At 57.4% G+C, this 22,780-nt stretch carries 20 protein-coding genes; 7 read left to right on the plus strand and 13 right to left on the minus strand.

Annotation, left to right across the window (positions count from 1 at the left end):
- Positions 1-76 precede the first annotated feature (76 nt).
- Positions 77-1,405 (minus strand): glycosyltransferase family 2 protein, encoded by a 1,329-nt coding sequence (locus B3527_RS12150; RefSeq protein WP_290480037.1) that lies wholly within the window; start codon positions 1,403-1,405, stop codon positions 77-79.
- A 258-nt stretch (positions 1,406-1,663) separates the two neighbouring features.
- On the opposite strand from B3527_RS12150, the gene B3527_RS12155 reads away from it, so the two are divergent.
- The 3 genes from B3527_RS12155 (at position 1,664) to B3527_RS12165 (ending at position 4,037) form a co-directional block, all read left to right on the plus strand.
- The gene (locus B3527_RS12155) at positions 1,664-3,205 is read left to right on the plus strand and encodes an FAD-binding domain-containing protein (protein WP_290480038.1); all 1,542 of its coding nucleotides are present in this window, start codon (positions 1,664-1,666) and stop codon (positions 3,203-3,205) included.
- A gap of 245 nt (positions 3,206-3,450) precedes the next feature.
- Complete coding sequence (locus B3527_RS12160) at positions 3,451-3,633, plus strand: hypothetical protein (RefSeq protein ID WP_290480039.1); 183 nt, start codon at positions 3,451-3,453, stop codon at positions 3,631-3,633.
- A gap of 98 nt (positions 3,634-3,731) precedes the next feature.
- Positions 3,732-4,037 carry a UrcA family protein gene (locus B3527_RS12165; protein ID WP_290480040.1) on the plus strand — a complete coding sequence of 102 codons (306 nt, stop codon included), beginning with the start codon at positions 3,732-3,734 and terminating at the stop codon, positions 4,035-4,037.
- A gap of 94 nt (positions 4,038-4,131) precedes the next feature.
- On the opposite strand, the gene B3527_RS12170 is transcribed toward B3527_RS12165, so the two are convergent.
- Positions 4,132-4,662 (minus strand): SixA phosphatase family protein, encoded by a 531-nt coding sequence (locus B3527_RS12170; RefSeq protein ID WP_206991449.1) that lies wholly within the window; start codon positions 4,660-4,662, stop codon positions 4,132-4,134.
- Between the two features lie 126 nt (positions 4,663-4,788).
- Between B3527_RS12170 and B3527_RS12175 the strand changes: the two genes are divergently transcribed.
- Positions 4,789-5,427, plus strand: a complete 639-nt coding sequence (locus B3527_RS12175) for a peroxiredoxin (protein ID WP_206991450.1) — start codon at positions 4,789-4,791, stop codon at positions 5,425-5,427.
- Between the two features lie 53 nt (positions 5,428-5,480).
- Here the strand turns inward: B3527_RS12175 and B3527_RS12180 are convergent, their stop codons facing one another.
- From B3527_RS12180 to B3527_RS12195, 4 genes are all read right to left on the minus strand, one after another.
- The gene (locus tag B3527_RS12180; protein ID WP_290480041.1) at positions 5,481-8,039 is read right to left on the minus strand and encodes an HWE histidine kinase domain-containing protein; all 2,559 of its coding nucleotides are present in this window, start codon (positions 8,037-8,039) and stop codon (positions 5,481-5,483) included.
- A complete protein-coding gene (locus B3527_RS12185; protein ID WP_290480042.1) occupies positions 8,014-8,592 on the minus strand; it encodes a biliverdin-producing heme oxygenase in 579 nt (192 codons plus the stop codon). The genes B3527_RS12180 and B3527_RS12185 overlap by 26 nt, the downstream gene beginning before the upstream one ends.
- Before the next feature lie 32 nt (positions 8,593-8,624).
- Positions 8,625-9,446, minus strand: coding sequence for a TIGR00282 family metallophosphoesterase (locus B3527_RS12190; RefSeq protein WP_290480043.1), 822 nt, complete (start codon positions 9,444-9,446; stop codon positions 8,625-8,627).
- Between the two features lie 89 nt (positions 9,447-9,535).
- Complete coding sequence (locus B3527_RS12195) at positions 9,536-11,167, minus strand: hypothetical protein (protein ID WP_290480044.1); 1,632 nt, start codon at positions 11,165-11,167, stop codon at positions 9,536-9,538.
- 68 nt (positions 11,168-11,235) lie between these two features.
- Here B3527_RS12195 and B3527_RS12200 point away from each other — a divergent pair, with 68 nt between their 5' ends.
- Positions 11,236-11,955 carry a M48 family metallopeptidase gene (locus B3527_RS12200; protein WP_290480045.1) on the plus strand — a complete coding sequence of 240 codons (720 nt, stop codon included), beginning with the start codon at positions 11,236-11,238 and terminating at the stop codon, positions 11,953-11,955.
- A 6-nt stretch (positions 11,956-11,961) separates the two neighbouring features.
- Here B3527_RS12200 and B3527_RS12205 read toward each other — a convergent pair whose 3' ends face one another.
- The 6 genes from B3527_RS12205 to B3527_RS12230 all read right to left on the minus strand — a co-directional run bounded on the left by B3527_RS12205 (position 11,962) and on the right by B3527_RS12230 (position 19,186).
- Positions 11,962-13,878, minus strand: a complete 1,917-nt coding sequence (locus tag B3527_RS12205; protein ID WP_290480046.1) for a cation:proton antiporter — start codon at positions 13,876-13,878, stop codon at positions 11,962-11,964.
- Positions 13,879-13,925: 47 nt separating this feature from the next.
- Positions 13,926-14,450, minus strand: a complete 525-nt coding sequence (locus B3527_RS12210; RefSeq protein ID WP_206991457.1) for a hypothetical protein — start codon at positions 14,448-14,450, stop codon at positions 13,926-13,928.
- A 38-nt stretch (positions 14,451-14,488) separates the two neighbouring features.
- On the minus strand, positions 14,489-15,499 hold the full coding sequence (locus B3527_RS12215; protein ID WP_290480047.1) for an endonuclease/exonuclease/phosphatase family protein: 1,011 nt from the start codon (positions 15,497-15,499) through the stop codon (positions 14,489-14,491).
- 53 nt (positions 15,500-15,552) lie between these two features.
- Positions 15,553-16,428 carry a flagellar motor stator protein MotA gene (gene motA / locus B3527_RS12220; RefSeq protein WP_290480048.1) on the minus strand — a complete coding sequence of 292 codons (876 nt, stop codon included), beginning with the start codon at positions 16,426-16,428 and terminating at the stop codon, positions 15,553-15,555.
- A gap of 92 nt (positions 16,429-16,520) precedes the next feature.
- Positions 16,521-18,356: a dipeptide ABC transporter ATP-binding protein gene (locus tag B3527_RS12225; protein WP_034814933.1), complete on the minus strand. Its 1,836-nt coding sequence runs from the start codon at positions 18,354-18,356 to the stop codon at positions 16,521-16,523.
- A 149-nt stretch (positions 18,357-18,505) separates the two neighbouring features.
- Positions 18,506-19,186, minus strand: coding sequence for an OmpW/AlkL family protein (locus B3527_RS12230; RefSeq protein WP_290480049.1), 681 nt, complete (start codon positions 19,184-19,186; stop codon positions 18,506-18,508).
- Between the two features lie 311 nt (positions 19,187-19,497).
- On the opposite strand from B3527_RS12230, the gene B3527_RS12235 reads away from it, so the two are divergent.
- On the plus strand, positions 19,498-20,628 hold the full coding sequence (locus B3527_RS12235) for an iron-containing alcohol dehydrogenase (protein ID WP_206991460.1): 1,131 nt from the start codon (positions 19,498-19,500) through the stop codon (positions 20,626-20,628).
- A gap of 47 nt (positions 20,629-20,675) precedes the next feature.
- On the opposite strand, the gene B3527_RS12240 is transcribed toward B3527_RS12235, so the two are convergent.
- Entirely contained in the window at positions 20,676-22,067 is a 1,392-nt protein-coding gene (locus tag B3527_RS12240; RefSeq protein ID WP_242517412.1) for a carotenoid oxygenase family protein, read from the minus strand.
- A 115-nt stretch (positions 22,068-22,182) separates the two neighbouring features.
- Here B3527_RS12240 and B3527_RS12245 point away from each other — a divergent pair, with 115 nt between their 5' ends.
- Positions 22,183-22,755: a TetR/AcrR family transcriptional regulator gene (locus B3527_RS12245; RefSeq protein WP_290480051.1), complete on the plus strand. Its 573-nt coding sequence runs from the start codon at positions 22,183-22,185 to the stop codon at positions 22,753-22,755.
- Positions 22,756-22,780 lie beyond the last annotated feature (25 nt).

Genomic DNA, 22,780 nt, shown 5'->3' on the forward strand with positions numbered 1-22,780 from the left:
CGGACTCCTGAAGGGGCAACAGAACTTTGCCCAACCATATGCCCATCAGATAGCACCGCCAAGCACTGACCTAGCGTTAGAATTGGTGCGCGCCTCCCGCGCCAGGCACGCCCTCTCGAGGCGTTTTGACCCAATAATGTGGTCTGCGCGCCAAGCTGTAGAGGGCTCTCGCCATCGCGAAGAACTGCAGCGGCCAATAAAATGGCAATGTGATAAGGTCTCGCATGCGTATTGCGAAGGAAGCCGACGGCACTGTGAGGGCGGTCACAGCACCAACCGCATAAGAAACGGTGAGCATCGCCCAGCTGATGCGGCTTAGGTTGGCATCCGGAGACACGATACAGACCACGCACCAGACCAGCCAAGGAAGGTGAAAGAGCGCAGACAGAATGGAGGCGCCAAGCGTCAGCTGCATTGAGACAAAGCGCAGCGCCCCCATTTCACGTGCTGCAGTGACGGGTTCGCGCATCAGCACCAACCAAGTCTGCACGAAGCCCTTCAACCATCGCGACCGCTGACCAAGCCAGACATTCAGATGCTGTGGCGGTAGCTCAACAGTTGATGGGGCGATGACATCAATCTTCTTGCCAAGGCGTGCGAACCGCAGACCCAGGTCCGCATCTTCAGTCACATTCCAAGCGTCCCACCCGCCCGACGCAAGTAGCGCCCTGCGGCGGAAATGATTGCTTGTTCCGCCGAGCGGTATGGGCATGCCGAGCCGAGCCAGCGCTGGCATGAGCCGATGAAACTGAATTGCATACTCCAGTGCCCAGTGTCGGGACAGCCAACTACCGAAGCGCACATTCCCAGACAGGGGAGCCTGTACACAAGCCAGGTCCGGATCCCACGCAAACCGGCGTGCCGCCTCCATGAGCTGCCCCGGATTGGGCCGGTCCTCGGCATCATAGACGGTCACAAATGCCCCACGGGCCCGTCCGAGGCCATAATTCAACGCGCGGGGCTTGGTCTTTGGATCGCCGGGGGGCAGGACCAGAACTTCGGTTCCTTCCGGCCATATTTGAGCATGGATCGCATCCTTCGTTGCGTCGTCTCCGGCTTCCAACAACAGTTTCACATCAAGCAAATGCCGCGGATATTCGAGCGACATCAGGCTGTCTGATAGCTGGGGCATGCAGGCGGCCTCGTCCTTGAGCGCTATCAGGATCGTATATACCGGCAGCAACAAGGAGAGGGAGGCTGGATCGGTCAGAAGGTAGGCGCGACTGTCCCCAAAGATCGCCAATGCGAGTCTATACGCAATGATGAGAACGAAGATGACCAGGCTGAGCGTCCCAAGCCCAGTCAGGATCAACCCGGGCGCAAACAATCCCAAAATACCAAGTGTGGCCGCGCTCCGACCGACGAAACGAGACTGTGCCTCGTCAAGTCCTGTCTTTGCAGACATGCCTTGGAATCGGGAAGGGAACGCCTCCGCTGCCCTTTCCGCCAGACGCACGTCCGGCGGAGGCTCAGCAAGGTCATCAAACAAATGCTGCGGAAATCTCTCCCGCGCGGACGCCCCATCACCACCCATGAAATGCATTGATGAGTAAAGAGGACGAAGCTCAAGAAACCACAAGTTGAATTCGTTTCGAGATCGTAACGAATGCCCCAATTGATAGAAATATATAGACTCTCGCAAAGTTTGTTCTATATTTGTTCTATGACTGAGCTCAACATCATCTGGTTTCGACGGGACCTTCGGGTTCACGATCATGCCGCACTAGCTTCTGCCTGCGCAGCGGGCGGACAGATTGTGCCGCTTTTCATATTCGAGCCGAATTATTGGCAACGGGCCGACACGTCGGAACGCCAATTTGAGTTTGCAGTGGAATCTCTTGCTGATCTTGATCGCGCCCTGCGCCAACGCGGTAGTCAGCTTTGCCTCAGATCCGGCGTGGTGACGGAAGTTCTCTCACGCCTGCATGCCCAGCATGGCATCGCTTCCCTTCATTTCCACTCTCTCGGCAATACGCCTGCAGAGGCGGAACAGGACCGGCAGGTTCGCACCTGGGCGCTCAAGGTTGGGATTCCCCTGAGAGAGCATACCGGGATACAACATTCAATTTCGCCGCATTCTGATTGGGATACGGCGTGGCGCAGACATATGAGAAAGCCTCGTATCGCGGCGCCCGCAGCTCTTCCTCCGCTGTCAATTCCATCGGAAGGCTGGCCGATCGCTTCTGATTTCGGTCTGGAATCAGACGGGTGCCCAAACCGACAAACGGGCGGGCGGACCAATGCGATCCTTCAATTGCGGTGGTTCCTGTCGGGCGGTGGTCGCAATGCTGGGAAGGCAAACTTGTCCATAACGGCATGTGAGGCGACCGCATCGCGACTGTCCGCTCATTTGACGATGGGCTCAGTGTCAGAACGCGAAGTCTGGCAAGCCGCCATGAAAGCCCAGGCGGCACTGGTCACCGATGGGGACGAGACCTTTGCCACGGCACTTCACCGCTTCACCGAAAAGCTCGCCAAGCGATCTCGACGTGTTCAGGCATCTGCCCGGGTCAGTCTGACCGACACGTCCCTGCTCCCGGTCGACATTCATAACCGAGAAGAAGCCAGTTTGGCTGATCCTCGTTTGTCTGCCTGGACAAATGGAAAAACGGGGTTTCCGCTATTGGATGCGAGTATGCGGTGTCTTCAGGCCACCGGGCATTTGGAATCGAGCCTCAGGAGCCTGCTTCTTTCCTTTGCAACATGTCATCTCTGGCTGGGACCGGTTCGCCCGGCTCAAGTCCTGGCGCAACTCTGCACCGATTTTGCTCCGGCGATGTACTACGTAAGTGCCAGCCAAGTCATCGGCCTCTCCAAAGCAGCTCCGGCATATATCCCCAACCCCGTCAGGCAATCCCTGTCTCGTGACCCAGACGGCGCGTTCATCCGCAAATGGATTCCCGAGATCGCCGAACTACCCGACCAGTATCTCCATGCACCCTGGGAAGCTCCCAAGTCGGCCCTGTCCGCGCACGGCATCATTCTCGGACAATCCTACCCTATGCCGCTGGTGGACCATGTCGCAGCCGCCCGAGAAGCAAAACGCAGGCTTTCCCCTGACGGGGCGTCTCGCCCACTGCCCTTTCATTCTATTGCCCGAAAGCCGCTGGGCATCAGAAGGTCAACTATCGGCCGCAACATGACAGCAAAGCGCTCAGGCCATAGCCCAATCCAGCTCAGCTTTGATTTGCAGAGCCAAGCCTGATTGGGGGGCCGCACAATACAATCCTTTGCATTAATTCTGCTTCAGATTTTTTCTTCGGCTTGACTTGCAATTGGCCGGCCCATATCGATATTCAACAAATAACAGAGCCTTGAAATTGCTCGTATTTATCTTTTTTCGATAAAAACTTATTGATTTTCGATAATTTCCAACCTAGATTGTTTGTGTCGGCGGCGGGATGGTCTCGCCAAGGACATTCAGAAAACAGCTAGAAGGAATTGAAAATCATGATCCCCCGCGCTCGTCATACCGACATCGCCGCTCCCGCCAAGAATGACGTGATGGCCCTCTCCATCATGACCGGAGAGGCAACTCACCGGACCCGGCCGGCCAATGATGTCAAAGCGGAGGATCGTCAGAATCTTCTGGTTCGCCGCCGCCGCCGCTTCGCCCGCCGCGAAGCGCACTAAGCCCGCCTGCCGGCGCCGCGACAATCGGTTCCCCTGCCGATCGTGGCGCCGGCCTCCCCCCGCCCCCACACTCACAAGCCCAGAAGGATAATCTCACCATGATCCGCTCAATCACAGCCATCGCCATTGCCGCTTCCATCGCCACGGCGCCTGCTTTCGCTGCGTCCGACAATTTCCAGATGAAAATCGATCTGAACCGCACGCAACTTGAGACGCAGGAAGGCGCAATCCAAGAATACAAGCGCATTCGTCAGGATGTTCATGAGCGCTGCGCCGCCGAACATGACACATTTCGCTTCGCGAAGGACTATGTGGTCGAAAAGTGCGAACGCTCGATGATGAAAAAGGTCGTCGCCTTCGTGGATGACGCGACCTTCACCAAGGTTCACTACGCATCCAACTAATCTTCTTCGGCTCTGGCGGGCCTCCTGCCTCTCCAAACACACGCCCGCCCGGTCCGGATCCTTGCCCTGCTCTCACCAGCAGGGCATTTTCTTGTCAGGAATTCGCGTCGGCTTCCCGGAAGTCCTTTGCCCGCAGGACCTGCGCAAGTCGGAAATGGGCAGGCACAAACGCTTCATCCTCATCACTCTCGAACAAGGCACAGCAACTGGTTGGGAATTTTTCTATTAACCGGATCGATTCCTGATGGTCCTGGCTACCGGCTTCGCGAAGAATTTCCATCGAGAAGTCATGCAGGCCCGGATTGTGACCGATGATCATGAGCGTACCGGCACCATCATTATGCCGCACAGCTTCGGTCAAGCCGCGCACACCCGACAAATAGAGAGACTCCATCGGGCGTACTTTCTCGCCCTCCACAACCCTGGCAACTTCAGAACAGGTTTCGCGGGCGCGGCGGGCGCTGGATACCAAAATCCGCTCCGGGCACCATCCCATCGCGACCAGTTCCTCGGCCATGCGCTGCGCGTCCTCCTTGCCTCTTGCCGTCAGAGCGCGGCTGAAATCGTCTACCCCTTCGCCCCAAGGCTCCGTCTTGGCGTGTCGCATCAGGATCAGGCGCTTCATTCCAATTCCTTCTTCCCGGATCGGGCATTAGAAAAACTTATCGACAGCTTCAGGTGCCGCGCATTGGATTGCTTCTTCTTAGGCACCATTTTCTGGTCAGAAATCAAGAGACAGGAGTATGGTAATATGAGCCTTCTGATTGGCGACGTCGCCCCAGATTTTGAAGCCGAGACAACAGAAGGCCGCATTCGCTTCCACGAATGGGCTGGCGATGACTGGGTCGTGTTCTTCTCCCACCCGGCAGATTTCACACCGGTTTGCACCACCGAACTTGGCTATACAGCGAAACTGAAGGATGAATTCGCAAAGCGTGGCGCAAAAGCCCTCGTTATTTCAGTCGACAGCCTCGAAGACCACAAGAAGTGGATCGCTGATATCGAGGAAACCCAGAATACCAGTGTTCAATTTCCGATCATTGCCGATCCTGATCGCAGCGTGGCAACGCTGTACAACATGATCCACCCAAATGCGGACGCCAAAGTCACGGTTCGGGCAGTTTATGTCGTCGACCCCAACAAGAAAATTCGCGCTTCCATCATCTATCCCCCAAGCGCAGGTCGGAACTTTGATGAGATCCTCCGCCTGATTGACAGCCTTCAACTTACGGACGGCCACAAAGTGGCGACGCCAGTGAACTGGAACGACGGCGATGATGTGATCATCGTGCCTTCTCTGACTGACCCGAACGAAATCGCCAGGCTCTTTCCGAAAGGCTACAAGGCGGTGAAGCCGTACTTGCGCTACACTCCTCAGCCGGAAAAATAGATTTCCTCCTGACCTTCCGTGCCATCAGCGCACGGAAGGCACTGAAAGCGAATTCAATTTGGCAAAGCTGCTTTGATCGAGTCGATATCGTATGGTTTCTTGACCACTGGCGCGGATGAGTAACGCTTTGCCAAATCGATGGAATCTCCATATCCCGTCGCAAATGCAAAGGAAATGCCTTGTGCGTGCAATTGTTCGGCGACCGGTTCACTGGTCTCTGATCCGAGGTTGACATCCAACAAGGCGAATTGAAGGGTCTCGCTCTCGATGAAATCGAGGGCTTCCTTCACGTTTGACGCCACGAACACTTCCGTCGCACCTAGCGACCGAAGCATGTCCTCCGCATCCATCGCTATGATCAAATTGTCTTCCAGTACCAGCGCATGCCCAGACAGGCTGGCCTGCTTGCGTTCATCCATCTTGTTTCCGGTCTCCGGGTGCAAGGCATCGGAAAATCCATCGACATGTGCAGGGGGAATTTCGAAATCCGCTGAGACACCGGTGACCTCAAACCTAATCTCGGCTCGACCACCCAGCTCATACGGAATCGATCGCTCAATGATGGTCGAACCGAAGCCCCGGCGTACAGGAGGCGACTGGATGGGCGGGCCACCGGTCTCCAACCACGATATTGACAAGGCCCCGTCCGAGAGCCGCGCGAAGCCAATCTGCACGACGCCATTTGTTTTGCTAAGCGCCCCGTATTTGGCCGAGTTGGTTAGCAATTCATGCACGACCAGTGACACAGCCGTGAAGGCTTTTGGTCGCAAGTGGACGTCCGGCCCCTGAATCTTCACCTTCTCGGCGTTTGCCCCAAGATAGGCCTCTACCTCGATGCGTATCAGTTCTCGTGCTGAAGCAGGCTCCCATTGCTGCCTCGTGATCAAGTCATGGGCACGACTGAGTGCATGGATCCGACCACCCACAACATGCGTAAACTCAGAGATGGAGCGCGCCTCGGATCCGCTCTGTTCAACAAGCCCACCAATCAAGCTCAAGATATTCCGCACTCGGTGATTAAGCTCGGCAATCAGAAGTTCCTGATGCTCCTGCGCTTTAGCCCGTTCGCGCAATGTTGCGTCCGACATACGCAAAATGACTTCGAGCAATGTCAGCCGCAGCGCTTCAGCGGCGCGCACTTCGGCGGGCTGCCAGGGGGCAGATGTATTCCGCACAATCTGCTGCCATGCCTCAAAACTCTTGCGCGGGGTGAGACGGTCGCCATTCGGACCAGAAACGACGGGTTTATCCGGATTCCCGGCCCATGTGACAGATTTTGCAAGCTCCCTGCGGAACAGCACAATATAGTCTCTCGGCGCCCGCGACACGGGCAAGACGAGCATACCGGCAGCGCGATCCACAAACCCAGCAGCAGCGGGATAGGCTTTAACAACACTGTCCGTGTGATAAATCCGGCTGGCGGCCGTCGTATTCAGGAAACTCACCAAGCCAAGAAATTCCTCCTTGCTCGGCGTATGTCCGATCGATTCGAATTCTCCGTTAACCCACCCAACGGCTCCGTCGTAAGGAATGACCGAGGCGATACCGCTGATGATGGTATCAAAATTGTCAGATATCGACGCATCTTCGGCAAGCTGAGCCATGAGTTGGTCATGCAGGGACTGGGCGCGCTCCTGCTCATCCCTGCCCTCGTCAGATTCTTTCTGGTCCAATACAAATGAGAAAAGCTGCCCAAACAGTTCCGCGGCCGTGCGAACTTCATAGCCAAGCACTCGCGGGCTCTCATGATGGCAGGCGAAAAGCCCCCAGAGCTTGCCCCGCTTCAGGATGGAAATGGAGAGCGATGCCTGAACGCCCATATTTGCCAGATATTCCAGATGAATGGGCGAGACGGACCGCAAACCACTCATAGACAAGTCGAGCGGCACACCCTCAGGATTGATGGCAGGAATGATCTCCGCGCCCGAATCCGATACATCCGCGATGATACGCAGAAGGTTACGTTTGTAGAGTGCTCGCGCTTGCTTTGGAATGTCAGACGCCGGATAATGTAATCCCTTGAAACTATCCATTCCCGGCTTGACGGATTCAGATACGACAACGCCGGAATCATCCTCTGCAAAGCGGTAAACCATGATCCGATCAAACCCAATCAGGTTGCGCAACTGGCGCGCCGCCTCATCGCACAATTGTTGTGAAGAATCGGCGCGAGATATACGCTCCACCATGGGACGAACATAGTTCACATAGTTGGTATCGCGTGCATCGTCCCGAGGCTCGAACTCCATCACGATTGAGCGCCCCGACAGGTGCATGGAGAGGTCGAACAAGCGCTCATCCCCGGTCAATGCCACACCGAATACGCGCTCAACAGCATCCGGCGACGCCAGCATCGGCATGCGGGATCGAATCAACAGCAAGGCCTGTTCCGAGAAACAGTCTCTCAGGGGCTTGCCTATCAGCTCTTCCGCTGCGGCTCCGATGAACTCTTTGACGTTTACCGAAGCATGGTTCACGATCCAGTCTGACGACATGGAGATCAGGCCACCAAAGGACTGTACACGCCCGATGACGTGAATGGGTTCACGGTCGCAATTCGTCAGGTCAACATCGCTCGCGGGCCCGTCAGTTTCGGGGCTGTGGCGGATCATAGGCAAACTTTCTGGTCACGTCCTGGCAAGCCGCCTCAAAAATCGAGAAACAGCCCTTCGCAGATTCTACTATATCAATAAATTCCGATTGGCTAATTTGCGCGTTTGAAACCTGGACAAGAAAATCTGTCCAGCAAGAACGGTCTGTCATCTGGCTCAAAAAGCGACCTGCAAGCCGGACATTCGAATCATCGGCCTGCTGCCATCGTTTGTGCAGAACCGTACCACCGAGGCGGCTACCCGCGATAACATAAATTATTCCAACTGGATGCGCCGCCTCCATACTGGGCTCTGCCTGCCAGGTCGGTATTCCAGCGCCGAGTGAGGCAAGATCAGCCTCTATTTCTTCAAGGGGCAAGTGTGGCAATGCGAACCCGCCATGCGGTCGCAAATGACGCTCAATCGTCGTATAGGCGAGATGATTGATTGCGAGAAAGGCGGCAAGCCCTTCCGGCCGAGTGAGGTCATGGCGGCTGATCAATTCGTCCACGCGCGCATGATGGTCAGCGGTTCTTAAGCGCAAATCCTGCCTGACCGTGTCCACAATTTTCATCAATGAAATCTCTCTGTGCGTCCGCGCAGCGCTCAGGCCGGAACAGAATCGCTCAAACGGCCGCCAATGCGGATAGCTTCAATTCTTGTGGCAAGTCCTGTGGCGTCATCGGTTTCTATATAGGTTCCGCACAAGGTCCCCTCCCCCAAAGCGGGCTGGTAACGCTCTCCAGGCAATTGTGTCTGGAATCGATACAGGGAAATCTGCTTCTGCATGCCGATGACGCTGTCATAGTCACCGCACATTCCGGCATCCGTCTGATAAGCCGTGCCGCCCTCAAGGATCATCGTGTCGGCTGTGGGGACATGGGTGTGACTTCCAACCACGAGACTTGCCCGCCCATCGCAGTGGTGGCCCATAGCCATTTTCTCACTGGTCGCTTCACAATGCATGTCCACAATGATGGCATCCGCCACAGCGCCAAGCGGCATGGAATCCAATGCCGCATCCACGGCCGCAAAGGGACACGGCAGCGTCTGGCGCATGAACACATTCCCCTGCACCTGGACGACCCCGACACGACGCCCATCCGGCAAGCTGAACAGATTGGCTCCCTTGCCAGGTGCGCCGGCAGCCGATGGGTAATTTATGGGGCGCAACAAACGGGGTTCGCGTTCGATATAGGTCAAAGCCTCGCGTTGATCCCAGGCATGATCACCGAGAGTCAGGCAATCAGCACCTGCGGCAAAGAATTCCTCCGCAATGACGCTTGTCAGGCCGAAGCCCCCCGCCGAATTCTCAGCGTTTACTAAAGCAAAATCCAGACGCATGCGCGCCTTAAGGCCCGGCAAATGGTCCAGGACAGCCTGTCGGCCAGGCTTTCCGACCACATCTCCAAAAAAGGCAATTTTCATGGCGAAAAGTCTATGCCCCGGCCTGAGAACAAAGAAAAGCGCGCGCGCCCAGTCGGCACGCGCGCGCTTAGAGCGGATTCCAGTAGACTCTATTCGTTGCTAGCCGAGAAGCCGAGCGACGACTTGGTCAGCGTAGACGGGTCTTCCATCTCTGCAAATGTCGACATCTTGATCGGTGTCGCAGGGTTCAACGAAATGGTCAGCGTCTTCGGATCCGTGATGAAGCTGGACAGGGCCGTGGAGGCCTCAGTTGCCAGTTCCATGTCGATCCCCGAACCTGACGCCATCATGGGTGCCATGGCCAGCAGACCAGCCGTTTGATTGCGCAGCTGCTGCGGGTCTTCACCGCTCTGCGCGGCGTAGGCATTGAACGCACGGTCCACAATGCCATCATCATCCAAAGACAGGTCGATGGAGTGGAGCGTAAGCTTCTCCATGACTTCTCCCAGCATTGCCGATGGATCTGCAGAGTCCATATCCTGCTCAGCCTGAGCTGCTGCCATCGCGCTGGCACCTTCATACTTCGCGCCGAAATTCAAGCGGAAGCCATCTTTCAGCTCCCAGTAATTCTTGCCTTTTTCCAGCGTCACCACGTCTGCATCAGGATCGTAAGCCTGTTCACTGGCCATGGTCAGCTCAAGCTTTTCGTACCCGAGCGTCGCAAGCTGGGTGCCCAACTGCTGGCCAAGTTCACCATCACCAGCGTTCAGAACCATTTTGACAGGCTCAGTGATCACTTTTACGGCACGGCCCTGCTTGTCATGGCTTACATTGGATACAAGCGAAGGCATGTCGAAATTGACGCCTGAAACATCGAAGTTCAGATCTTTCAGATTGATAGACTTGTAACCGGGATTGGCCGGATCTTTCGGGTTCATGCCGGCCATGAAGCCAGACTCAAAGCTGTCTTCCAGAGAGTCGCCCTCAGCTGGTGCAAACACCGACCAGTCAAACCCGCGAATATCCACATTGCTGAGATTGGCCTTGACGGTCATGTCGTCTTCAGGATCGAACATGTCGAATTTCAGGCCCTTCAGCATCATCTGAGCAGCCTTCTGATTCTTCATCCCAGAGACCGAAATCGTGTCCACGAGGAAAGTACCACTTTCGCCATCGTCTTCATCGATCTGCATGTTCATGTCGTTCATGGTCCACAGATCGAAAGAGAGCGCCTCCCCTGTAGGCATGTCAGCAGGTTCTGCGTCCGCAAACACGCTCGCGACCCATGCTGCCAGCGCAGGTGAAGGATTGACCAGTTCGATGGAGCCAATGGACGCGCTGCCATCTTCTGCTTCTTCGGGATCAGTCGGAACCAGCGAAATGTCGGACATGACCATGCGCGAGAAGCTCGCTTTGCCGTCAATCATGGCAAGACCGTCGAATTCCAGCTTTTTCGCTTTTACATCAGCACCATCCAGGTGCGTGCCGTCTTCATCGTCGTCGGACCCGTCATCGTCGCCTGCCAGAAGCGTCACGTCAGTGAATACGGCCTTGTCCCCGTTCAGCGTGCTGCTGCCGAAGGAAATGCGGCTGTCGTCGGCTTCATCCATAGCAAAAGCCGCAAGCGCCTGTGGCGCGGTTGCTGGATCACCTTTGCGGGCCTTGACGTCCTTTGCGGCATCTGTGGCGTATTCAGAGCCAGCGCCATCAACCGGCTTGTCTTTGTCTCCGCAAGCCGTAAGCATGGCGATGGCGGCAACGCCTGTGAGCAGATATTTCATGTTTGGTCCCTTTAATGATTGATGCCAGCGTTTCATTTGCGCCCGTCACCTAGAGTGAGATTATTAACATGGCATACAACAATGGCCAGACCGTGACATTCAATGGCCCCGACGGGGACGAAATTCGTGTTCGCCTTGAAGTGAATTCGAAGGCACGCCGGTTGATTTTGAGATTGGATGAACGCCGCCGGGAAGCGGTCGCGATTGCGCCATCGCGGCGGCAGATCAAGGACGCCGCCGCATTCGCAGCCGAGCGAATCGACTGGATTTCAACGCGCCTCCAACACCTTCCAGAAGTTGTTCGCTTTGATGAAAACAATCTGATTTCGTATCGGGGTGCTCCCTGCCGCCTGACTGCAGAAGGCTCGGGCCGCGTAGCCCGCATGATAACCGGTCAGCCGAACACACTTTGCGCGCCAGGTGACCCGGAAACACTACATTTGCGAGTCACCCGCTACCTGAAGAAACAGGCGCGTGCAGATATCACCCGCTCAGTAAACCGTCATGCCGCCACGTTGGGCGTCTCGTACAATAGCATTTCGGTGAAGGATACCCGCTCGCGTTGGGGCTCGTGCACGGCCGATGGTAAATTGTCGTTCTCATGGCGCCTGATCATGGCGCCCTCTGAAGTGCTTGACTACGTGGCGGCCCATGAATGCGCACATTTACTGGAAATGAACCACTCCCCGCGGTTCTGGGCGCATGTTGCAACCTGCTGCAGCGACTGGAAGCGGCAACGCTCATGGCTGCGTGAGCATGGCGCTGGCTTGCAGGCAGCCGGCGAATAGTGCGGCCTAGCTGGCAGCAACCTCTTCAGGTTCAGTTGCGACTTCGACATCGCGGGCCGGACCAAAGCTGATCAACGTGACCCCGTCGCCGCCCTTGGCCTCCCGATTCGGCCCGAGGAAGATCAGCGTGCCATCTGCGCGAATTTCAGCGATCAGGTCCACTTTCGGTCGATCCTTGCGATAATCTTCAAGGTCGTATTCATCCGTCAACTTCGTCTTGCCAAAGGTCCAACCGCGATAATGGTCGCGGATCAGGCTGTCATAGCCCCTGCCCCGACGAATCAGTGTTCGCCCGCGTGTGCCCATGCCGATGGCCCGGGGATCTTCTTCTTCGGTATCCTGTGCCGACAATTGATAGACCCTGTGGCGGCCGAGTTCAGGGGCAAAATGTCCGGAAACGAGCGCGTTGTACGGCTCATTGGCAGACAAGCCAACAACCTGGTCAAAGGCGGCATGATCCAGCCGAACCTCCGCTTCCTCTGACAGGACTTCGCCGAAGAAGGTGTTGAGCCCGGCCTCGCGTGCAGGTCGCAAGCGCCTCCAGTTATTGTCTGCAAGGATCGGTTCAATGCCGACATCCTTCAGCACTTTGGCCAGATCGATACTCCAGGGGTTCACACCTACCAGCAAGACGCCGGGTCGCTCCTTGCGGGCGAGTCCCAATCGCCGGGCCATTGGCCCGATCGTAAAGCCGTGGAGGACCACGGTCACGAACACCATGGCAAAGGCGAGCGGGGTGATCTGTTCTGCACCAGAGAAATAGAACCGGGAATCTCCGCGCCGCCCGAGATCCTCCAGCAGGGTTGCAAAAAGGCTGGAAACGGCAACCGCCACGATCCCGCGGGGCGCAATCCAGCCAAGCAGGATCGCTTCATTGCGTTTCAACGTCCCGAATGTGGCGATCCACACCGAAAGCGGCCGCACGATGAACAGCATTGCCAACAGGAAGGCGAGCGTATTCCAGGTCAGTGCGCGGCGAATGACATCTGGCGTGAGGTTGGCCGTCAGGATGACAAACACGCCTGAAACGAGCAAGACGGCGATATCCTCCTTGAATTTTCGGAGCTCTGCGAGCCCGGCAAGGCGCGAATTGGCCAGCGTCATGCCATAGGCCGTGACGGCAACGAGGCCGATTTCCTTTTCGATCATTTCTGCCAGCGCATAACAGAGAATGATGGACGCGAAGATGATCGGCGCCTTGAGGTATTCCGGAGTCCACCCCTGACGGAAGGCGCGCACGATGGCCCAACCGAAGGCGAAGCCCAGCCCGACACCCAGTGCAGCGGCCACGATGATCATGGCGCCCTTACCCAGGATCGACTCCCCCGTGGCGGCCACGCGAATGATTTCGAAAGCAGCCACGGCAAACAGGGCGCCAACCGGATCGTTGACGATGCCTTCCCATTTCAGGAACTGACCGGTTCGCCCGCCGAGTTTGGACTGACGCAACAATGGCATGATCACGGTGGGCCCGGTAACCACCAGTACGCCCGCAAACACAACAGAACTGCCCCAATCGAGACCGGCGGCATAATGGGCTGCGAAAGTGCCCAGCGCCCAAGCCAGCGGGCCACCAAGGAATACCATGCGCCGAACAGCTGCACCGGCATCACGCAGGTTCTCGAATTTCAGGACGAGCCCGCCCTCGAACAGGATCACGGCAACGGCCAGCGACACGATGGGACGCAACAATTCGCTGCTGCCACTGTTGAACACCTTCTCAGGATTGAGCAGAGGCTCGCCGAAAACCACAGTCCACAGTGGACCGACCGCCAAACCTGCCAACGCCATCAGCACAATGGCGGGTGCCTGTATACGCCAAGCGACCCATTGCGCACCAATTCCCAGCGCCCCGATCAGGGCGCAGGCGAAGATCAGCTCGCTGGATCCGGCGGATGCCAGTGCAAAGTTGAATTGGTCCATAAAAGCCCCGTTTCGTGGTGCATTCTGCCCGTCGGGCGATCAGAAAACTAGGCTTGAGCCGCGTTTATGTCATCAGCAAAGTCAAATCCGATCTCGCGGGTACCATAATCGCCTTCTTTGTAGCGTTCGATATGGTCGGAGAACCAGAGCAGGATGTGCTGGTAAAGGTGTTCATAGAATGGTTCAGGGTCAGCATCTTTCAGCGGCAGGCTGAATTCGTATACCGAACCGTCCTCAATCTGAATTTTGAATTTGTCGCCGATCTTGCGGCACTGCATCACCAGCCTCAGCCAGTCCGTATCGCGCGTGACGCGCACAGCAAGGCCGAACGATATTGGCCCCAGGAGCCGGAAGCCTCGCGGCGGGATCGAAAAGGCTGCATCCCCATGTGCCTTTGGTTTGTAGGCCCCGGCCGGCGGGACGAGGTGGACACAAACGCCATCGGTTGAGCCAAGGAATTCGCAAAACCCGCTGCGGATTTCTTCCGCCAGTGTGCGGATTCGGTCGTAATTTTCAGCAGCGAGGGCCTGATAGGCCTCCACCGTCTCGATCAGATTATCAAAACGTGACACAGCCTGACGGCCCCCTTCATTACCAAAGCCAACATAAATTAGGGTGCCGCAGGGCGACCTTCAAATTTTAAAGTCGCCACCATCGGACAATGATCAGAAGCTTTCGGCGTAATCCAGCCGACGCCGGGAAAGCGAGCCCCATCATATCTCGCGGCTCTATATGGCGATCCTGCCCGCACAATCTCAACCCTGGCAGCAGGATTCAGGGCGGCGAGCTTGGGTGACAGGAAGATGTGATCCAGCGCGCCATAGGTGTCGTCGCCGCTATAATGGTGAGTCCAGCGGTCATAGGGGTCTGCAATGGCGCGGCTGGCCAGATCGATGGCGAACCCGTCGCCTACCAGCGCCCCCAGACCATGCGGCCGTGCCGGGCGGCCATCTACTTCCCAATAATCATTGAAATCACCCAGAATAACCCATTCCGCTTTCGCCGGGTCATCAAATCGCTGGCTTACAATCCGGCGCACAGCCTGAGCTTCAGCTTCACGCATGGCAACCGTCCTCTTGCGTCCACCATGCATGGATTTGAAGTGGCAGACAAAAAGTGTCAAAAGCCGCCCGTCTTTTTCCACATCCACTTCCAGACAATCCCGGCGAAAGACGTAGTCATTGATGGAAGCCCCTTTGGGGGGGTGAATGCCCAACCGTCCGAAGGTCGCCCGCGCATGGCTGCGCTGGAATGCAACCGTAAGCGACGACAACAGACCCACATCAATCCCGCGGCTGTCATTCCCTTCGTGCAGCACACGTTCGCCAAACGGCTTTCCGGCCCAGCGCCCGACATAGCGATTGTCAAAAGCGGTCAAGGTGACGAGGTTTTCGACCTCCTGCAGCGCGCACACTTCGGCCTTGGTCGCGACCAGAGCCTGCGCGGTCAGGGTGCGGTCATCCTCGGACAGGACATCGAAAACCGCATCCACCTGTTCGGCGACCAGGGCGTCGTCGACATCGGTCAGCTTGCGACGCGCATTGGCGAGACCTGAGCGCGCGAAATCGCAGCGCATCATCAGGTTTTCGCAATTGAACGTGGCCAAACGAATATCAGGCATTCATCGGTGATGCGGCCTCATGCCTGCGGGGTCAACGCAGAATGGCGGCTGTCTCAGGCGACGGCGCGTTCAGCAAAACGGGCGCTCGTCTGGGCCCGTTCAACCGATTCCGCGTCGGGGCGCTGATCTACGGGAATGGCCGTGCGGCCAAGTTCTACGGCAATGCCTGGCTGAACCCCGCCGCCAAATGCAGACAACACCGTGCGGATCACATCGAGAGGCTGGGCCTCATCTTCGACAATCTGTCCGAAGCGAGCGGCGACAGGCCCAACTACGCCATAAGCCAAAAATACACCGAGAAAGGTGCCCAGCAGAGCTGACCCGATCATCATTCCAAGCACTGCAGGCGACTGATCAATCGACCCCATGGTCTTGATGATGCCCAGCACAGCCGCCACGATACCGAGCGCTGGCAAGGCATCGGCTACAGTATTGAGTGCACTCACTGCTTTCATGCGCTGGTCGACATGCAGGGCCACAGACTGCTCCATATGCGCCTCAGCCCGTGCAGGGTCTGACAGGTCGAGCGCCATCAGGCGAAAGGAATCGCAGATCATGTCACGCGCAGCAGGATCGGAAAGCACCGCAGGGGACAAAGCAAACAAGGGCGACGCATCCGGGTCTTCGATATCCGATTCAATCGCGACAAACCCGCCTTGGCGTACCTTGCGCATCAAGTTGGACAGCAGAACCAGCAATTCGCGGTGTTGGGCACGCTGCCAACGGCTGCCCTGAAACGAGCGAACGAACCCACCCAAAGCTTCCTTGGCAACTTTCGGCGAATTACCGATCAGAATGGTGCCGACCGCGGCGCCACCAATCAGGGCCAGTTCGAACGGCAGCGCCTGCATGGCGCCGTGTCCGCCCGTGAGGACGAGGCCGCCCATCACGAGGACGACCACAAGAACAAGACCAATCAATTGGGGCAAGACGCGCGGGCTCCGGCATTAACTCAGCCTGCACCATGACACATTCGTCTTAAGCCAAGCTTACAGCGCACACCCTGCCCTGCCTGCAGCGCTTAACTGGCTCGCAATCCTGCGCCGCCCATCACGGGGTCATGCTCTGCCACAAGGTGGCCTGGAGCAATCTCGACCAGTTTCGGTTGGTACTGTTCCGCGTCCCCATCATCAATGAGTTTGGACTTCATGAAGCGCAGCGATGCACGGCTGTCGAGCGGACTCGGAAGATCGCCCGTCAGGCGCAAGCGTTCCCGCGTGCGCTCCCCGGTCGGATCAGCGTTTGGCACAGCCGCAATCAGCGCTTTCGTATAGGGGTGGCGCGCTTCGGTGTAGATGGCATTGCGACCGGCAAGTTCCACTACGCGGCCAAGATACAACACCATTACCCGGTGGCTGATCTGCCGCACGACGGCGAGATCGTGGCTGATGAAGATCATGGCGAGGCCGAACTCTTTCTGCAGCTCGATCAGCAAATCCACGACTTGCGCCTGGACAGACACATCAAGCGCGGAAACCGCTTCATCACAGATCACCAGTTTCGGCTGAAGGATCATGGCACGGGCAATGCCAACCCGCTGGTTCTGGCCCCCAGACAATTCGTGCGGGTACCGGTTGATCAAATTCGGGTCGAGCCCGACCCGCGGCAGGATTTCGCGTACTTTCGCTTCCCGATCCGCGCGCGACAGGCGGGGTTGGTGAACTTGCAACGGTTCGGCAATGGAAGCGCCGATGGTCATGCGGGGGTCAAGGCTGGCGAGCGGGTCCTGGAACACGATCTGGAGATCGTCGCGCAGGCCGTTCATTTCCTTGCGGCTCGCCTTGGATATGTCGCGCCCCAGCCAGGCAACCGTGCCATCGGTTGGAGGGATGAGGTTCAACACGCCGCGCGCGAGCGTGGACTTGCCACACCCGGATTCTCCGACAACTCCCAACGTCTCGCCCGGTTTCAAATCGAACGAAACACCATCCACCGCTTTCAACGGCTTCGTCTTGCCAAACAGACCGCCCTTCACCGCAATCGGGAAATGGATTTTCATGTCCTCTACCTTGAGAACCGGCTCAGTTTCAGGCGCCGGCGGCGCCGACAGGACGGGTCGGCCCGGACGATCAGGTTCGTCGATGCGCGGCACAGCATTGAGCAGCATCTTCGTATAGTCTGCCTGAGGCTTGTAGAAAATGTCGTCGACGCTCCCCTGCTCGACGATCTCGCCATGACGCATGACGATGACGCGGTCGCACATGCGGGCGACCACACCCATATTGTGAGTGATCAGCGCGATGCCGGTACCCGTCTCGCGTTTCAGCTCGTCCATCAGTTCCAGCACCTGCGCCTGCACGGTCACATCCAGCGCTGTGGTAGGCTCATCCGCGAGCAACAGTTCAGGATTGCAAAGCATGGCGATGGCAATCATGACGCGCTGGCGCATGCCACCTGAAAGCTCATGCGGAAACTGGTTCATGCGCCGGGCTGCTTCCGGAATGCGCACATTCTCCAGCCAGTCGACGCATATGCGATCCGCTTCTTCGCCCTTGAGGCCCTTATGGAGCGCCAACACTTCGCGCATCTGCGCGCCGACTGTCATGTGCGGCGTCAAACTGGTCAGCGGGTCCTGAAAAATCATCGACATCCGCGCGCCACGGATATTGCGAAGTGTTGCGTCCGAAGCCTCCAGCATATTGGTGCCATCGAAATCAATCCGGCCGGTTGCAGTGCCATTGCCTGCCAACAGACCCAGAGCCGAGAGCGCAGACTGGCTCTTCCCGGAGCCGCTTTCGCCGACAATGCCGAGGCATTCGCCCTTGGCGACGTCGAAACTTATACCTTTGACAGCCTCAACCACACCGTCAGGTGTGTCGAAGGAAACACGAAGATCTTTGACAGAAAGAATAGCCATGCTGGCATTCTGTATACGCGCGGGCGGGGCGTGCAACGACCGCTCTGCAGAAAGCGGAAAAAAGGCCGCGCTGTCGGGAAATAGCACGGCCCAAGAGAGAGTGAGGACAGGGCGCAATGGGTCAAAGCCCTGCCCTCATGGTATGGCGCTCAGAATTTATATCCGAGCCCCAGTCCCACCACGAGTGGATTGATGTCCACGTCAGCATCCACTGTTGCGCCCAGCGCCGTGGTGAAATCCACAGTCACATCCGGATTTATCCAGATCTTCTTGATGTCTGCGTTGACAGCCCAGCCACCTGGCTCGCCATCAAGATCGTAATCTACGCCCGCCTGAAGCGCGAGACCGACACTGGTGTCGTAATCTATGCCGTCTGCGACAGGGCCTTCATCCTCGTTGAAGAAGAAGGTCGCATTGATGCCGGCACCGACATAGGGCTTCCACTGGCTGTCATTCACGAAGTGGTATTGCACCGTCAGAGTGGGTGGCAGCAGCGTGACATCGCCCAGATCGATCGTTGCATTATCGAGTGCGCCTGGAACGGTCACGCCCGTGGCTTTCACATCATGTGGCGTCACGCCAAGGATCAGCTCGGCAGCGATATTCTTCGTGAAGAAGTAAGTAATGTCCAATTCGGGCACGTACTGGTCTGAAATGTCCACATCCCCTGCAAGGCGCGACCCTGCGACGGAGAGATCGCCGGACTCATCCGGCAGGACCCCGATGACGCGTCCGCGGACCATCCAGGGATTCTCGTCTGCCGAGGCAGCAGGTGCTGTCCCGACCCAAGTTGCCCCGGCAACCAGAGTAGCAAGGAGAAGCTGTTTCATGTCGTTTAACTCCTGTTTTGGCGCACCAATTCGCGCCGGATGCCAAACGCCTACTCCGATGATTTGATGAGGATAATTGCCCGTTTTGACGCGCGGGCGCGTGTCGCGCGTCATGGCATCGCGACTAGGTATTCTTCCCAATTGCGCCGGTGAGCACTTCCTGAGATCTTGGTTCGGTGCGCTTCCGTCCGAGCTATATCCATCCGCCTGCTGCGGCGTACCATCCCGGTTCTCCCACGGTCAGGCTTGAACTGTGCGCTTCCGCTGGGGCACATGGAGGGTGAGGAAACCATCCCAATGAGGACCACACCATGCCCGTCATAAATTATCTCACCACTTGCATCTTTGATTCAGGTGCCTTGAAGCAGCTCGCCGGTACGGCGAAGAAGCTCGGCATGACCCGGCCTTTCATTGTGACGGACCCCGGCATCAAGGCCGCCGGCATTCTGGCGAAGGTCGAAGATGCGTTGGGCGTTGCAGCGGCAGGCGTGTTCGCGGAGACCGTGCCGAACCCGACCGAGAAGCAGACCAAGGAAGCGGCAGCCGCCTACAAGGCATGCGGCGCCGACGGCCTGATCGCACTCGGCGGCGGCTCGTCCATGGACCATGCCAAGGGAATCGGCCTGCTGGTCAGTCATGATGAACCGCTCGAAAATTATGCTGCCATCACCGGCGGTGCCAAGAAGATCGGCAAGATCCCGCCGCTGATCGCCATCCCGACCACATCCGGTACGGGTTCAGAAGTCTCAGTCGGCCTGGTCCTTGTACTGGAGAATGGCCGCAAGGAGACCATCGTCTCTCCAAACCTGATCCCTGCCACAGCCATTTGCGATCCGGACCTGACTCTTGGCCTTCCTGCCGGACTGACGGCCGCCACTGGGATGGACGCCGTCACACACTGCATTGAATCAGTCCTGTCCCCAACCGTGAATCCGCCTGCCGAAGGCATTGCGTATGAGGGCGTGTTCCGCGCCGTCGGCAATGGCTGGCTGAAGAAGGCGGTCAAGGATGGCTCGGACGCGGACGCCCGCTGGCACATGATGATGGCGAGTTATGAAGGCGCTCTGGCATTCGTGAAAGGCCTTGGCGGGGTCCACGCCCTGTCACACGCGGCGGGCCGTCTGCATGACAAGCGACTGCACCACGGCACGCTGAACGCGATCTTCCTGCCGCATATCCTACGCTTCCATGAGGGTTCAGCCGATGAGAAATATGTGCGTCTTCGTCAGGCCATGGGTCTGAAACCCGGCGCGGATCTTGGCGACGCAATTGCAGAGCTGAATGCCGATATCGGCATCCCAGCCACCCTGTCCGCCATCGGATTGTCGGCAGACGACGCCCCCGGCGTGGTTGAGTATGCACTTAAAGACCTCGCCCATTTCGGCAATCCAAAGCCTATGAGCGCGGATGATTATGCAAAGGTCTACGAGGCCGCCCTTTAAGGGTACGTGGAAGGGGGCCGTCATCGACGGCCCCCTCGTCCCCCCACTCAGCCAACTGGAATGAAATTACCGTGGAATCCCTGCGGAATGCGTTGCGGAATGTGCACGGTTGCAACCGCCGGTGCGGTGAAATTTGCGGCATCGAGAATGACCAATTCGGATAGGCCCGCGTTCGTGTCGACCACATAGCCCATCAGCCAGCCCTCATCCTCTGAGGCCGTTTCGCTGGCAGGAATGAAAATGAATTCGCCCGGCACCCGTCCTGATCCAAAATCGCGAACTTCGCAGCTGCCATTGGTCAGGTCATGCTTGAAGATGCGTGTTTCGGTGAGGAAGCCGTCTGCCGCGACAGCCGTTGTGTAAACATAGCGATAGGGTTTTCCGGTCAGCCGCTCATCATAGCGCGGAAACTCATGAGCGCGGTCATCTATCACACGCCGTGACACGGTTCGCGTCGCCGGATCAATCGTCAGGGATTCAAATTTCGGGACGCCGTCCGGGCCAGTATTGTCAGGGGCAAACATGTGATCATAAACACATGCGTCCATCACGACTTTTCCGTCCTCGGTTTCATAGGCATTCGCAGGATGGAAGATGTAACAGGGATCGACATCACACCAGATGATATCATCCGCACTCCCCTCTCGCGGTAACAGACCAATACGCGCCTTGTGGTTCTCATTCCACCGGTACGGAAAGCTCATGCCACTGATGATGGCACTCATGGAGAACGTCACCGGAAGGTCCATCACGATCACGTATTTCGGGGTGATCATGCAGTCATGAACCATTGGGCCGTGCTCGACAGGGATTGGCTCATCCCGGCGCACGCGGCCATCAGCGCCCAGCACCTTGTGCCAAAGCAGATTGGTTTGCTGCGACTCGTAACAGATGGCGTGCATCTCGCCTGTGTCGGGGTCGTAATGCGGGTGCGCGGAAAAAGATTGACCCAAAGTCCCGTCAAAGTCCGAATGCGCACGCGTCTCCAGGTCCTCGGACACTTCGACGGGATACCCACCCGCTTCAACAATCGCCCAGATCTTTCCTGCGTGACCAACAATGTTCGTGTTCGCCACATCAATTCTGGGGTGACGCGGACCGGGCGCACGCGGCTCGCCAAGGGCATCACTCACACTGTTGGACCTCACCCAGCGATTGCGGTACCAAAGCGCCTTGCCATCCTGCAGGCGGACACCGTGCAACATGCCATCCCCTACAAACCAATGATGTGCAGCTGGATTGACCGGCGAAACGGGGTTCGGGCCATTGCGGACGTAAAGGCCATTCAGACCAGCGGGAATAGCCCCCGTCACCTTTGGATCAATTTCGGTGATCTCTTCCGTCAGCGGGGTATGAACGCCTTCAAGAAAGATGTTGGGCTGTGTTGCCTTGCGCCGGCTGCGGTTGAATCCCGCCACCGCCATGACTCCTTTTGTCACGACTCCCCGAATAGCTGTTTTCACAGGGCTGGGCATGGAGATCATCCTCGCGGCTTGTTGTCTGCGCCGCAATGTTTACACTGATAACATGCCGAGGAATGATAACAGTGTCAACATGAACGCTCAGGGCCGGAACTACCACCATGGTGATCTAAGGGCCGCCCTGATCGAAGAAGGATTGGCGCAGATCAGCAACAGCCCGGCCGAGAAAGTGAGCCTCAGAAAAATTGCCCGGAATGTCGGTGTTTCAGCGACGGCAGTTTATCGACACTTTCCCAATAAGGCCGCGCTTCTAGGCGCTTTGTGCGGAGTTGGGAGCGTGAAGCTGTCTGATACGTTCCGGGATGCCCTTTCCAAAACTCCAGCGGGCATTGATGCGTTCGAAATCATGGGGCGAACCTATGTCCGGTTTGCAATAGACAATCCGTCTCTGTTTCGCCTGATGATGACGAAAGCGCCTCGCGCCGAAGTGCTTCAGCCAAATCAGGCGAAAGAGACCGGCGCATTCGCTATGTTGTCCAACACGTTGGGGGATGTGTTGCCGAAGGATACGCCGCCCGAATTACAGATGGTCAAACGCCTTCAGGCCTGGTCGATCGTGCATGGATTGTCGATGCTGATACTGGATGGCCAGCTGCCCGACGATGAAAAGATGATCGCCGCCGTCGTCTCTCGAAGCTTTCTCTAGGCCAGCCCGCGAATCCGGCGCATAT

The organism is Hyphomonas sp. UBA4505, from assembly GCF_002388685.1.
Lineage (GTDB): Bacteria > Pseudomonadota > Alphaproteobacteria > Caulobacterales > Hyphomonadaceae > Hyphomonas.